Here is a 15,224-nt window from a genome sequence, read left to right as displayed (position 1 = left end):
CGCGCTCGATGGGTTTCTGGGATCGCCTCCGGGGCAAGCCCACCCGGGACGACTTCGCCCAGATGATCATCAAGGCGATGCGGGCCAAGGGCGAGGCCCGCCCCATCCACTACGAGCCCCAGGGCTTCAAGCTCCGCATCGGCGACGAACCCGCCGCCGTCGCCTGGCTCGCCAACGGCTACGAGGAATACCTCCGCACCCCGCGCCGCCTCCGCAGCGAGATCCTCCGCCGCTACGCCATCGGCCCCGCTCCTTCCCCCGAGAGCGACCGGCTCGAAGACATCCTCCCGCGCCTCCTCCCGCGCGTCCGCGACCGCTTCTTCTACACGGCCATGCCCCTGCGCCTGGAGATCGAGGGCATCGCCGGCCCCCGCGGCGGCCTCTTTCGCCCCATCGCCGAGCACCTCGCCCTCGGCCTGGTGCAAGACCTCCCCGACCACATCATCGAGGTCCCCGAGAGCGCCTTCTCCCAGTGGGGCATCCCCTTCGAGGAGGCGATGACCATCGCCCGCCAGAACCTCCAGACCATCAGCCAGGAGCCCTTCGAGCGCGTGCGCTCTGGCGTCTACGTCTCCCCCTGGCGCGACAACCACGACGCCGCCCGCCTCACGCTGGTCGACCCCCTCCGCCGCCTCCTCGTCCGCGGCGACCCCGTCGCCATGGTCGCCCACCGCGACACCCTCATCATCACCGGCACCGACGACATCGCCGGCCTCGACGCCATGGCCGCCATGACCGAGTCCGTGATGGAGACCCCCCGCGCCATCACCTGCATCCCCGTCTGCCTCCTCGACGACGACACCTGGGTCCCCTTCGTCCCCGAGCCCGACCACCCCTTGTACCCGCGGTACACCGCCCTGCGCGTGGCGACCTTGAACTCCGAGTACCTGCGCCAGAAGCAGCTCCTCGACGCCCTGCACGAGAAGCGCGAGGAATCCGTGGTCGTCGCCAGCTACCAGGCACGGGTGAACGACGAAGGCGACGACGTGGTGACCTACTGCGCCCTGCAACCCGGCAAGCCCACGCTGTTGCCCAGGACCGGCCACGTGCTGTTCGTGGAGCCCGACGCCCCCGAGGACGCGGAGATGCTGTGCTGCCCCTGGGAGCACGTCGCCGAAGTGCTGGGGGATGCACTGGAGGCCGTGGAGACGTACCCGCCGCGCTACCGGGTGGAGGCGTTCCCGGATGCAGAGCGGCTGGCGGCGCTGAAGAAGGGCGTGGCGGAGTGAGGCGGGGCTGGCTGCGCTGAGGAGAGGCTGGCTGCGCTGAGCCGATTCAGGCGGGGCGCTCTGAAGCTGCGCGAATGCTCCAGGGAATGGGCAGCCTGAGCGCGGCCACCTGGTGAATGCATGGTGCCCATCCGAGCGAATGCCTCTGTACCGATGCATTCATCCGAGAGGCCTCATTCACCAGCACTCACGGCCGTTCGCCGTCGAAGCGCCACGGCGACACCTCACGGCTCGCCATGGCCATGCCTCGCCGACGGGTCACGACCGTGCCGTCCCCCCGCAGGGCCGCGCCCAGGGAGAATCCCGCACGCCGCGCCCCGCAAGGACCGCGCCCGCTGAGAATCCCGCAGGCGCCGCGCCCTACCTCACTCGGCGGCGTCCGCCTGCGACTCCGACTCTTCCTCGGTCCCCTCGGCGTTTCGGCGGCGCGTCTTCGCGGCGCGCAGCGCCACCTGCCCGTGATAGCGAATGGTCTGCTCGAAGGCCGCCAGCACCGTGGGATCCTTGCGCTTTGCGGTCCGCCGCGCCGCATCGACGACCGTCGCGACGACCCCCTCACGCTCGTCCTCGAGGACGATCTCCGTCTCGTCGAGGACCTGGGCCAGCTTGCTGACGAACAACTGCGCCTCGCGAACCGAGCCGAGCTGCTCCGTCAGCCTCTCCACCCGTGCATAAATGTCGGGCGCGACGCCCAGAAGCTCGGCCTGGAATGGCACGTTGGTCGACAGCTCCTTGTCGACCCTCGCCCACCCCTCTTTCTCTCGACGAAGGCCCCGCGTCGCCCCCGGAACGACGTCGACGACCACGTTGCTCAGGTGCTGGATATCCAGCACGAGAGCGCCCTTGTACGGCTGAACAATGCTGCTCGCCATGGTGCAAACTCCTGAACGATTGATGTTGGAATTGGGATGAAAGGAAGCGGCGCGCCTCCGAGAAGAGGGCGCAAGGTAAGGATGTACGCGCTGGTGAAAAACCAGCTTCGCACGGCCCCATAGATGGCGCTCGAAACGGAAACCGTCAATAGCCGGATGACGATTTTTCGTTTTTATGCTGGCGGTGCAACGACGGCGCGCAATGGGTGATTGATGCGCACATTGGCGAGCCCTCTGGAATGGGACTTGCTCGGCAGGGTCGAAGGTGTCGAGGCGCCGCCACGCCTCGGAGTTGCCGGCGAGGAGGGCGACGCGATCCTGAGCGGGGCAGGCCGACGGTTCGCACGATGTTGTATCGATGCGAGATTGCGAGAGAAAACGAGCAGCGCGTGGGAATCGGCGCGCGTGAGGTCGCTCGCGGCGCGATTCTTGATGTGCAGCCGCTGGAAGCCATTGCCGACGCCAGTCTGAGGTGGAATGCCACTTGCTCTGGTCGGAGATCCGCGGCGGAGGATGACAGGAGGCCCTGGGCGCACGGGATGGCCTTCACAGCGTCGCGTCGAGAGGTCGCGTGGGGCCGATGGCCGAGGGGCGGGAGCGCTCTCGGACGCGACCCGGATCGCGGTTGAACGATCAAATCGTGAACCCATTCGAACGCTTGGATGAAGAGAGCGCATCCTCGACGCGAGGAACTCACGATACGGCGCCACGTCTCACGAGGAGACCAAGGCATCAGTCGGAAGGTCTGTGCTCTGGAACCTGAAGGTGCGGAGCAGTCGGCGCGCATGACGGCGCCCTTGCGCGACTGGGTGGTCGCTTACATCAATGTAACCAGACTCTCTGTCAACGCGAGCTGCATCCGCGTCCTCGTGAAGGAGCCTTCCTGACCACACGAACGATCTTCGTGTCCTCATGAGGCACCCTTCCTGACCACACGAACGATCTTCGTGACCTCATGAGGCACCCTTCCTGACCACACGAACGATCTTCGTGACCTCATGAAGCACCCTTCCTGACCACACGAACGATCTTCGTGACAACGTGAACCACCGTTCACGAGGGCAGGAAAAAACTTCGTGTCCTCATGAAGCATCCTTCCTGACCACACGAACGATCTTCGTGTCCTCATGAAGCACCCTTCCTGACCACACGAAGGGTGGCTCACGTGGACACGAATTCACTTCGTGACCACACGAAGTTTTTTCATGAGGACACGAAGCAACTTCGCGTCGCACGGTTTTGCTTCGTGTGGACACGAAGATCGTTCACGTGGACGTGGAATCTCTTCACGCGACACGAAGTTCGTTCGTGTCGACGTGAACGATCTTCGTGACCACACGAACCGCATTCACGCCGCACGGTCGTTCTTCGTGAGCACGCGAAAGATCTTCGTGTCGCACGAAGAAACTTCATGACCACACGAAGAAGGTTCACGTGGACACGAACGATCTTCATGACCACACGAAGAAAAACCGTGCGACGTGATTACGCTTCACGTCCACAGGAAGTTCCTTCGTGTCGCACGAACGACGTTCGTGTCCACGTGAACCTTCTTCGTGTCGTCGGGAGGGACTTCCGCTTCCAGCCACAGCCCAGCTACGCCGACGGAAACCTCGCTGCCCCACACGAAAAGCCTTCCCATTCCCGCATTCCCATCGATCGCCGTATTACGAGTTCAATCGCTCCAGCGTGGGACAATCTGCAACCAGGAGTCACGACAAGATCAGACCGCCCTTCGTAACTCCTTCATGCAGGGGATGCGCCCCGCGAGCCCGAAGGCGGACCAGCCAGCGGCTGGCCGACAGTGAACGGCTCAGCACGAGACGCCCCCTTGCCGAAAGGAGAACAAGGTTGCGTGACCTCGCTATCGCACGAAGGCCTGGTCGATCTCTTCCGGAACCGGCCGACACTGGCCGCAGAAAAGCTCCGGCTCGCTCTCGGGCACGTCTTACCCCCCTTCAAGGAAGCCAGCATCGACATGGCCGAGCTGACCGAGCTCATCCCCACGAACCGCCGCGCCGACCTGGTGCTGGTGCTGTACGACGAGGCGCGCCAGCCCCTGCGGGCCATCGTCATCGAGGTGCAGCTCGGCCCCGACGCGGACAAGCCGTACACCTGGCCCGTGTACGTCATCCAGACCAGAGCGCAGCACCGCTGCCCCACCTTACTGCTGGTGGTGACGCTCGATGCGAACATGACCCGCTGGTGCGCTCGCCCGATCGAGACGGGTCACCCGGGCTGGTCGCTGACGCCCATCGTCCTCGGCCCCGAAGGCATTCCCGTCGTGACCGACCCCGAGCAAGCCCGGGCTTCCCCCGAAGACGTGGTGCTCTCGGCCATGGCGCATGGGAGGGGAGAAAAAGGAGAAGCCATTGGCAAAGCATTCATGGCGGTGACCGCTGGGCTCGATGAGGAGCGGCGGGCGGTCTATACAGACCTGGTGCTATCCTCGCTCCACGAGGCAGCGAGGCGACGGCTGGAGGCGATCATGAGGCTTGGGCGCGAGTATCAGAGCGACTTCGCAAAATCCTACGTGGCGCAAGGCAAGAAGGAGGGTGAGCTGAAAGCCAAGGCAGAGGACGTCATCGCGGTCCTCGAAGCGCGTGAGCTGGAAGTCGCTCAGGACGTGCGCGAGCGGGTCCTGGGCAGCACGGACCTCGCCGAACTGGACGGCTGGATCCGGCGGGCGGCGCTCGTGCGTGATGCCCGAGAGCTGTTCACCGCCACAGCTTCCTGAGACCGTCAGCGCCAGTTCCTGGCGTCGTCCCCTTCGTCCACCTCTCGCTGGGCGGCGCTCAACTTCCAGACGCGACCCGGCGATCCCGCCCCCTACCCTCACAGTCGAGGAGAGCGACAGAGCGACGCTCGAGTGCGGGCACGGTGCGAGGGTCCAAGCCATCGCCGGCATCCACCCTGGCGTCCATATCGCTCATTTTCGCACGAACTCTTCGTGACGAGTGTTCACAACCCACTCGTGCGCGCGCGAGACACAAATCCCAAATTCGACGAGATACGGCGCTGTCGCGGTATCTCGCCTGGTGTTCGATGATTGACCCTCGCCGAAGCGACGGGGCAAACTGAACTCGCCCGGGTCGCTCTGCATGAGGGCCGACCGCAATCGCTTTACGCGCTCATCTCGGCATGCATTGGCAGATGTCGACGATGCGCACGAGCACCGTGTACTCCCTGAGCGGGAGGGATGACGGACTCCGTTCCCCCAAAGAATCTACCTTCGCTTGATCCCTCGCCGCCTTCTCCACGGGAGTTCAGCAAGGCTGCCCATGCGAGGGACCGTCAGAGGTCCCTGGGCTCGCTCATGCCTCGCCCCACTGAAAGGAACGCCTCATGAATCCGCGAAGCCCCACGGACGACGTGTCGATGCAGCCTTCGCCTCATACGATTCGCAGCGGGGCAGTCGGTGCCGAAGAGGGCACAGGAGCTTCGCCTCCGCGCAGGCTGACGCCCGTCGCAGCGCCGTCCCCTTCCCTTCCCAAGGGCGGCGGGGCCATTCGCGGGATCGGTGAGAAGTTCTCGGTCAGCCCGGCGACGGGCACCGGCTCTCTCACCGTTCCCATCGCGGTCAGCCCGGGTCGGGCGGGCGCGCAGCCGGACCTCGGGCTGTCGTACGATTCGAGCACGGGGAATGGGCTGTTCGGTGCAGGATGGCAGCTCTCGGCGCCGCGGATCACGCGCAAGACCGACAAGGGATTGCCGCGCTACGAGGATGCGCTGGAGTCCGACACCTTCGTGCTGTCAGGCGCGGAGGATCTGGTCCCCGTGCCGGACGAGCATGGCGCGTTGACGCCCGAGATCGACGGGGACGAGTCGGTGCTGCGCTATCGACCTCGGACCGAGGGGCTGTTCGCGCGCATCGAGCGGCGGACGAACACCACCACGGGTCGCACGTACTGGAAGGTGACGACACGCGACAACGTCACCAGCCTCTATGGCAAGGCGGACGAGGGCCGCATTGCAGACCCGAAGAATGCCCGGCGGGTCTTCGCGTGGCTCCTGGAGGAGACGCGCGACGACCGGGGCCATGTGACGACCTATGAGTACAAGGCCGAGGACCTGGCGGGAGCGTCGCAGGCAGCGACGTACGAGGCGCACCGTCATGCGGGGCTCTCGCCGGAGGCCAACCGGCACCTGAAGCGCATTCGCTACGGCAATGTGACGCCAGGGGATGACGAGACGATGCTGTTCGAGGTCGTCTTCGATTATGGCGAGCACGACGAGGCCGTGCCGACGCCCGAGGAGGTCCAGCCGTGGTCGCGGCGGCAGGATCCCTTCTCGACGTACCGCGCCGGGTTCGAGGTGCGCACCGCGCGGCTGTGCCGGCGGGTGCTGATGTTCCACCACATGGCGGAGCTGGACCCCGAGGCCACCTCCAGCGCCCCGGGGGACTTTGCGCCCACGCTCGTGCGCTCGACGGACTTCGTTTACGACGACAACCCGGTCCTCTCCAAGCTCACGGCGGTGACGCACTCGGGTTACGTTCGGAATTCGAACGGCAGCGGCTACCAGAAGAAATCGTTCCCGCCGGTGGAGTTCGGGTATTCGGAGCCGGAGCTCGATACCACCGTTCGCTTCCTCGACAAGGAGAGCGTGCGCGACCTCGCGGGTGCTCTTCAGGGGTCGACGCAGTGGGTCGATCTGGATGGCGAGGGGCTCCCGGGGTTGCTGGTGCGGCAAGGGAGCGCGCTGCTGTACAAGCGAAACCTGGGTGCGGGACAGCTCGGGCCGGCGCGCGCCTTGCCGTCGAGGCCTTCGCTCGGCGCGAGCGGCTTGCAGGTGCTGGATCTGGACGCCGATGGGCAGAAGGAGATGGTCTTCTTCGAGCGGCCCGTGGCGGGGTATTTCGATCGAACCGAGGAGGAGGCGTGGGCGCCGTTTCGAGCGTTTCCGGCGCAGCCCGTCATCGACTGGTCGGACCCGAACCTTCAGTTCGTCGACCTGAATGGCGATGGGTCCGATGACGTGCTCATTGCACGGGGGACGACGCTGGTCTGGTATCCGTCGCGGGCCAAGGGCGGGTTCGAGCCGCCGGTGACGCTGGCGGCACCACGTGATGGGGAGCGAGGGGCGGCGCTCTTGTTCACCGACGGGCACCACACGGTGTTCCTGGCCGACATGAGCGGGGATGGGCTCAGCGATCTGGTCCGGGTCACGAATGGCAATGTTTGCTACTGGCCGAACCTGGGGCACGGGCGCTTCGGCGCGAAGGTGATCTTGCACGGCGCGCCGTGGTTCGATCATGCGGACAAGTTCGATCCTCGGCGGGTGCGGCTGGCGGACGTGGACGGGTCGGGGACGACCGATGTGCTGTACGTGCGCGGGGACGGGATCTGGTGGTACCCGAACCAGGCGGGGAATGGCTTGGGCGCCGGGGTGAAGTTCCCGAGCATGCCGGACCATAGCCTTCACTCGACCTTTGCCGTGCTCGACCTGCTCGGCACGGGGACGGGGTGCCTCGTCTGGTCGAGTCCTCTGCCCGGGTTTGCGGCAGCACCGCTGCGCTACATGGACCTGCTGGCCGGCAAGAAGCCGCACCTGATGACGTCGGTGAAGAACAACCTGGGGCTGGAAACGAGGCTCCAGTATGCGCCGTCGACGAAGTTCTTCTTGCAGGATCGCGCGGCGGGGACGCCGTGGGTGACGAAGCTGCCGTTCCCCGTGCACGTGGTCGAGCGGGTGGAGAGCTACGATCACGTGAGCCGGGTGCGGTTCGCGTCGGAGTACCGCTATCACCACGGGTACTACGACGGGGAGGAGCGAGAGTTCCGCGGGTTCGGGCTCGTGGAGCAGGTGGACACCGAGGCATTCTCGGCGGTGCGGGGGGTGGGGCTGTTTCCGGAGGTGACGCCGGTCAATGGCGAGCTGCCGCAGCCGCCGGTGCTGACGAAGACGTGGCTGCACACGGGAGCCTGGCGGAAAGGGGCGGAGATCAGCCGGCAGTACGAGAAAGAGTACTATCAGGGCGAGCGTGGTGGCGGCGGGGGGCTCGTGGAGGAGCCGCGGCTGCCGGATACGATCTTGCCGGCTGGATTGAGGCCGGACGAGATGCGGCAGGCCTGTCGGGCGCTGCGAGGGCAGACGCTGCGGCAGGAGGTGTACGCGCTGGATGGGTCGGAGGCGGAGACGCGGCCCTACTCGGTGGTGGAGAGCAGTCACGCGGTGCGGCGGGAGCAAGCGGCGCGCGGAGAGACGCCGGGGGTCTTCCTGGTGTCGCCGCGGGAAGCGATCTCGCTGTACTACGAGCGGCACGAGGATGCAGAGGGGAGGCTCGATCCTCGGGTGTCGCACGCGTTCACGCTCGAGGTCGATGATTTCGGCGTCGCGCGGGCGAGTGTCGCGGTGGCGTACCCGAGGCGCCATGGGCCGAGCACGGTGGCAGCGCAGAACGAGCTGCATGTGACGCTGACGGAGACCGAGGTGGTGCATCTGGCGAATGCGTCGGACGGGTATCGCCTGGGCATCCCGATCTCCACGCGCACCTACGAGCTGCACGGCCTCACCACGCCCACCGGGGTTTATGCCTTCGAGGACGTCGTCACGGCGGTCGCCGAGGCACGTGGGAAAGCTGCACGTGCTTATGAAGACTGGCCTCCGACCGGCGGCGCGCCGATGCCTTCGCTGCCCGAACGGAGGCTCATCGAGGACATGCGCGTGCGCTATCAGGACAGTGGCAACCTGCCAGCGCCCCTCGCGCTGGGTGTGGCGGACGTGCACGCACTCCCCTACGAGAGCTATCAGCTCGCGCTCACGCAGGGGCAGATCGACACCACCTTCAATGACGGCTCGACGCGGGTCACCTCGGCGATCCTGCTCGAAGGTGGCTATGTGCAGCTCCCCGATGAAGCGGGATGGTGGATCCCCTCCGGGCGGCAGGTCTTCGATGCGGCGAAGTTCTTCCTGCCCACCTCCGTGATCGATCCCTGGGGGACCGTCAGCACGGTCGAGTACGACGATTACCACCTGCTCGTGGAGCGCACCGAGGATGCGCTCGGCAATGAGGTGGTCGTTGCCAACGATTACCGCGTGCTATCAACCGTGGCGATCACGGACCCCAATGGCAACCGCAGCGCCGCGCAGCTCGACGCCCTGGGGATGGTCATCGCCACGGCGGTGATGGGGAAGCTCGGGAGCCTTGACGGCGACACGCTCGACGAGCCGACCACCACGCTGGAGATCGACCTGTTCCGGTACATGAACACCGGCAAGCCCAGCGTCATCCACGCGCGCGCCCGCGAGACCCACGGAGACCCGAACACCCGCTGGCAGGAGAGCTACACGTACTCCGACGGGTCGGGCCGCGAGATCATGCGTAAGGTCCAGGCCGCACCGGGCCTGGCGCCCCTGCTCGACGAGCATGGCCATCCCGTGCTCGGCCTCGACGGCAAGCCCGAGATGGCGACGGCGACTCCGCGCTGGGTCGGCAACGGCCGCACCGTCGTCGACAACAAGGGCAACCCCATCAAGCAGTACGAGCCCTACTTCAGCAGCACCTTCGAGTTCGAGGACGACGAGGTGCTGGTGCACTGGGGCGTGACGCCGGTCCTTCGCTATGACCCTCTGGGGCGGCTCGTGCGGACCGACTTCCCGGATGGCACCTGCGCGCGGGTAGAGTTCTCGCCCTGGTCGCAAACGTCGTGGGATGCCAACGACACCGTGCTCGACGAGGGCAACCTCTGGTTTGCTGCCCGCCAGCCAGGAGCCACCCCGACGCCAAGCGCCGCCGACCAGCGCGCCGCCACCCTGGCCGCAGCCCATGCCGGCACCCCCTCCATCGCCCACGTAGACCCGCTCGGGCGCTCCGTGGTGAGCGTCGCCGACCTGGGAGGTGGAACGAAGCTCTATACGACGAGCACGCTCGACCTCGAGGGCAACCCGGTCATCATCACCGATGCCCGCGGCAACGACTGCATGGTCCACACCTTCGACGTGGCCGGTCGAAAGGTCCACCAGCACAGCATCGACGCTGGCACCCGCAGGATGCTCTCGGACGTGCTCGGGAGCCCCCTGCGCGGATGGGACAGCCGCGGCCACACCCTCCGGACCACCTACGACGTGCTCCGCCGGCCCACCGGCCTGTGGATGCAGCAGGGCATCGACCCCGAGGTGCTCGCCGAGCGCACCATCTACGGCGAGGGCGTCCCCAGCGCGCCCACCCTCAACCTGCGCGGCAAGGTCTACCAGCAGTACGACGGCGCCGGCCTCGTCACCAGCGATGGCTTCGACTTCAAGGGCAATCTGCTCGGCAGCACCCGCACCCTGGCCGTCGACTACCAGAACCAGCTCGACTGGAACGCGACCCCGGCCCCCGCGCTGGAGGTCGAGACCTTCACCAGCACCACCGCTTACGACGCTCTCAACCGGCCCGTCAGCACCACCAAGCCCGACCAGAGCGAGACTCGGCCGACGTACAACGAAGCCGGCCAGCTCGAAGCCGTCGACGTCCGGCTGCGTGGCGCCCTCACCCCGACCTCCTTTGTCGACCACATCGCCTACAGCGCCAAGGGCCAGCGCGAGCGCATCTTCTACGGCAACGGGATTATCACCGAATACACCTATAATCGCCTCACCTCTCGACTCACGCGCCTCGAGACCACGCGCACCTCGGACAGCGTGGTCCTGCAAGACCTACGCTACACCCACGATCCTGTCGGCAACATCGTCCTCACCGAGGACAAAGCGCAACAGGACCTCTACCACAACAGCCAGCTTGTCGAGCCCGTCTCCCGCTACGAATACGACGCCCTTTATCGCCTGATCCACGCCGAGGGCCGCGAGCACGCTGGCCAGAACGCAAACATCCAGCAGGACGCCGAAGGCTTCCCGCTCGTCGAGGCTGCTCACCCCAACGACCCTCAAGCACTCCGCAACTACACGGAATCGTACGACTACGACGAAGTTGGCAACATCCTCACCATGGCGCACCAAGCTGTCGGGGGCGGGTGGACACGCCATTGCGAGATCGACGCCAACAGCAACCGGCTGCTCTCCAACAGCCTCCCGGGAGACTTTCCACCAGCACCTTACTCGGCGCACTACACATATGATGCTCACGGCAATATGACCGCCATGCCTCACCTGGCAGGCATCGGGTGGGATTTCAAGGACCAGCAGCGAACAATCGACCTCGGAGGCGGTGGAACCGCCTACTACGTGTACGACGCTGCCGGGGCGCGCGTCCGTAAAGTTTACGAGCACAGCGGCATCACGGAGGAGCGCACTTACCTCGGAGGGTACGAGCTGTACCGCCGAAGGGAAGGGCTCAACCAAGACCTCGTTCTGGAGCGTGAAACGCTCCATGTGATGGATGGCACGCGGCGCGTCGCCATGGTGGAGACCAAGACGGTAGCGACATCGGGCCCGCTCGTGACGCCACATTCGTGCATTCGTTACCAGCTAGAAAACAACCTGGGCTCCTCAACACTGGAACTTGATGATAGCGGACTCATCATCTCCTACGAAGAATACCACCCATTCGGAACGACATCGTACTGGTCGGCCAAGGGCGCGACGGAAGTCAGCTGGAGGCGGTATCGCTACACCGGAAAGGAGAAGGACGAGGAAACGGGGCTCTACTATCACGGCGCACGCTACTACGCGCCGTGGCTCGCTAGGTGGACGAGTACAGATCCAATGGGACTGGTGGATGGTCCGAATCTCTACGGGTATGTACGAGGAAACCCTGTCCGCCTGAGAGATCCGAGCGGAACGCACGAAGACGATCCGAACTACGGGCTCGAGGCGCTCCAGAGAATCAATCAGGTCAATGCTGCCCAACTCGACCTCCCCTCTGCCACTCCCGCAGAGCAGAAGGCTCAAGGGCAGCAGGCAGCCGAAGCCGCGAAGGCCAGAGCCGAATCTGCACGAGAGGAGGCCCTGAAAGCCCGCGCCACTCCCGCAACGAAGCAGGAGAAATGGAAAGCAGCAAAAACTGGCGCGAAGCACGATTTGATCGAGAACGCAGGGCACTTCGTACTTGCCTCGGTGGCCCTGCCTGCTGGACCGCCGATAGTAGTGGCATCGTTGTTCGTCGATATGAAATGGCTCCATGGTGAAAAAGCACCGTCGGCTGGAGCAGAGGGTCTCCGCAAATTTCAGCTGGACAACAGTTACAGCGACGGCCGAACGTTTTCTCAGGTTATGCAGGCTGGACTCAGCCTTGTCCCGTGGGGCGGGATTGTCACGGGAGTGCGAGCGGCGGCAGGGAAGATGCCGGGGTGGGTTGGCTTTGGATCGGGCGGCGGCGGCCGTCCTATTACGGATGCGCAGAGGCTTGCAAGCCTCGCTGAGAACTACGGACTCACCCAGGAACGGCTGGTCTCACAAGCAAGGATTCGTGAGATAGTCTCACAGCACATCGACGAGCCGATACATCAAGTTGAAATTTTCCTCCACGGAACAACATCGAAAACTGCGGCTGAGTTTACTCCGCATGCGGGAAAACGACTTTTCACGGCAATGTTCGAGGACGTCGCTCTGCACTTCGGCCAACGCACTGTCGCCAAGGCCGGCCAAGGAGAGGTTGGTGTCGTTGCAATAGCAATACCTCGTGATATTACAAACCGTATCCGATCGCTCGGGCAACTAACTCCGCGACCCATCAGCGACATGCCGAAGCAAATGGAGTGGATTTTTCAACCTGGTGCAGTCGAACTGATAAGACAGCATGGGACAATCGTCCACATTCCACCGGCAAGGGCCAAATGACCATTCGAAGTCGCCATATTCATACGATCCGCATCGACGTACCACAACAACTCTCCCGTTCATTCCTCTACGTATGCGCTGAGGACACTCACTGGGATCCCTGGTGGCAAACGCTCTATCAGTACCTGCTCAAGTGGGCGCCCAGTGTTCAGGAATGGAGGCAGGATGAAGACACCTTCTATGGACGACCCGTACTGACCGATGAGGAGCGGCTGGATGTTTTTCGATTTCTCCGAAGTGCTCCAGCAGAGGTCATCGCGTCGCACAACACACTGCGACACGCGGTCGCGTTGACAGCGGAGCTGGTGAAGAGGACGGAGCTGCTGTACGTCTCGGCGATGGTCTCTCCCACAGCGAATTGAACTTGGACCTCCGACCAAGGCGGGGACGCAGAGTGCTCACCCGACTGGTCGAGGGTAGTGTGGCTGTGTGGATTTTGATCCGACGAGGTTGCCACTCACATGCATCCATAGCTCGACGAGAGAGGGCTCTCTAGTGCCGTTGCCGTCCGTCGGAAATTTGGCCGGGGATCGTGACCTGGTGTAGGCAGCAGGCATGATTGACTCTGCGCCATGGGCTCATCGCAGACACCCAGGACCAGCGACTATGCCGCTGGTCCTCTCCGATGAGCAGCGACGGAGCGTGGAGGCTCGGATTCGACCAGCGAAGGCGGAGAAGCGAATTGTTCAGCGTGGGCAAGCCTTGCTCCTGATGGCAGATGGCGTCCCCGCCCCGGATATTGCTCAGCTCTTGGGCGTCCACTGCCGCACGGTGGAGAAGTGGCGAAGGCGCTTCTCCTCCGGTGATCCGGTGGCCAAACTGACGGACGCTCCTCGCTCGGGGCGCCCGCGCTCGCTCTCTCTCGGAGCAGGATTGCATCCGGGTAGTGGCGGAGGCGACCCGACCTCCCTCTGAGGTGGGCATCCCTGTCACGCAGTGGTCGATCTCGCTCCTCGGAGAGCATGTACGGTCGCTCAAGCTCCAGGTGAGCGACTCGAGTGTGCGTCGCATCCTCAACGACGCGGAGTTGCAGCCACATCGCCAGCGGATGTGGATGACTTCCCAAGACGACGAGTTCCGTAGCAAGCGCGATGATGTGCTGCGCGTCTACTACGATAGCCCGGCTCACGAGCACATCATCTGCGTGGACGAGAAGACGGGGATGCAGGCGCTGGAGCGCCGTTACCCTGACTATCCAATGCAAGCTGGCAGGCCTGTTCGGCGAGAGTTCGAGTACATCCGTCACGGCACAGTCACGCTGATGGGGGCTTACGATGTGCGCCGTGGCAAGCTCTTCGGCTTCCACGCAGAGCGCCATGACAGCGCAACTTTCGTGGACCTGCTCGACTGGGTAGACACCTGTTACCCGAAGGAGCGCGGTCACATCATCATGGACAACCTATCGGCGCACACCACCGAGGATGTTCTTGAATGGTTTGAAGCGCACCCTCGCTGGCAGAGGCACTTCACACCCAAGCATGCCTCTTGGCTCAACCAGATCGAGTGCGCCTTCTCCGACCTGGAGCGCCAGGTGCTTGCCCGAGGCAGTTTCGCCTCCAAACAAGACCTACAACAGAAGGTGCATGCCTATATGGGGTGACACAATGAACGGGGGCGGCCTTTCAAATGGTCCTACCGCCCCAAGTCGTGGTCCACCAACCCCGATCCAACTTCTGAAGGGCTGCACTAGTACTCGGTTCCCCGAGTTCGTCCCTGGATCGGCTCGTACCCGTTGAGGAAGGCGATCTGGGCCGTCCGTGTCCCGAGAGGTCAGCGCTGGGCGACAGGCGCTCAAGCCGGCTCGCCCTGAACTGCAGGGTGACGCGACACGGCCTACTCCAACGGCGCTAGAGAACTGACCAATTCGCGGTCCAGATCGTGGTCGATGAGACGCTGGCGGAAGTTGAAGAGGGTGCCCGATGCCACGATCCTGATCGCCGGTCAGCGTGTCCGCCACCAGGCTCGCCGCCGCTGACTCGAGCGGTGGTCGGGTGACCTCCTGGACTTGACTCGAGCTCGGAAACTCATTGCTGCCCAATACCTTGGTTCGACAACAGCCTTGAAACCCGCCGTGCTCGACGAGCATGTTCAGCTGTGCGAGGATTCAAGCCGACGATGCTTTCTGAGAACAAATCTGCCATGTCGCTGCGGTATTCCATCGTTGCAGCTCTGGTCTCGGCTTGCGTCGGGTGCGCCGGTACACGTGATGACATGCTCATCACCGTGAACCAGGGCCAGTGCCCTCCCCCTGTTCCAATTGACTCGAAGTCCGCGGTGGCGCACTTGCCGCATGAACTCCGTGCTGACGATGGCCTCGTGGCTCATGTGCGAAAGGCAGCGGAGATTGATCTCGCCTGTCCGGAAGGCACAGAAGACGTTCATGTTCGTCGCATTTACAGTGGCG

6 protein-coding genes and 1 pseudogene are annotated in these 15,224 nt (G+C 64.3%); 6 read left to right on the top strand and 1 reads right to left on the bottom strand.

The window, feature by feature from the left end:
- Positions 1–8 precede the first annotated feature (8 nt).
- On the top strand, positions 9–1,229 hold the full coding sequence (locus CMC5_RS14145; protein ID WP_050430918.1) for a DUF1444 domain-containing protein: 1,221 nt from the start codon (positions 9–11) through the stop codon (positions 1,227–1,229).
- Positions 1,230–1,594: 365 nt separating this feature from the next.
- Here CMC5_RS14145 and CMC5_RS14140 read toward each other — a convergent pair whose 3' ends face one another.
- Positions 1,595–2,101, bottom strand: coding sequence for a hypothetical protein (locus tag CMC5_RS14140; RefSeq protein WP_050430917.1), 507 nt, complete (start codon positions 2,099–2,101; stop codon positions 1,595–1,597).
- 1,855 nt (positions 2,102–3,956) lie between these two features.
- Between CMC5_RS14140 and CMC5_RS14130 the strand changes: the two genes are divergently transcribed.
- The 5 genes and pseudogenes from CMC5_RS14130 to CMC5_RS14120 all read left to right on the top strand — a co-directional run.
- Positions 3,957–4,838 (top strand): hypothetical protein, encoded by an 882-nt coding sequence (locus CMC5_RS14130; protein WP_050430915.1) that lies wholly within the window; start codon positions 3,957–3,959, stop codon positions 4,836–4,838.
- Positions 4,839–5,446: 608 nt separating this feature from the next.
- A complete protein-coding gene (locus CMC5_RS14125; RefSeq protein WP_050430914.1) occupies positions 5,447–12,820 on the top strand; it encodes a SpvB/TcaC N-terminal domain-containing protein in 7,374 nt (2,457 codons plus the stop codon).
- Positions 12,817–13,182 (top strand): hypothetical protein, encoded by a 366-nt coding sequence (locus tag CMC5_RS44475; RefSeq protein ID WP_156338574.1) that lies wholly within the window; start codon positions 12,817–12,819, stop codon positions 13,180–13,182. The genes CMC5_RS14125 and CMC5_RS44475 overlap by 4 nt, the downstream gene beginning before the upstream one ends.
- 193 nt (positions 13,183–13,375) lie before the next feature.
- Positions 13,376–13,735, top strand: coding sequence for a helix-turn-helix domain-containing protein (locus CMC5_RS49155; protein WP_082362478.1), 360 nt, complete (start codon positions 13,376–13,378; stop codon positions 13,733–13,735).
- Positions 13,671–14,420 (top strand): annotated as a pseudogene (locus CMC5_RS14120) (IS630 family transposase); the annotation flags it as partial. The gene CMC5_RS49155 and the pseudogene CMC5_RS14120, both read left to right, overlap by 65 nt.
- Positions 14,421–15,224 lie beyond the last annotated feature (804 nt).

Origin of the sequence: Chondromyces crocatus (assembly GCF_001189295.1) — a bacterium.
Lineage (GTDB): Bacteria > Myxococcota_A > Polyangia > Polyangiales > Polyangiaceae > Chondromyces > Chondromyces crocatus.
The sequence above is the reverse complement of the archived record's forward strand: the minus strand, read 5'-3'. Positions and strand labels throughout refer to the sequence as shown.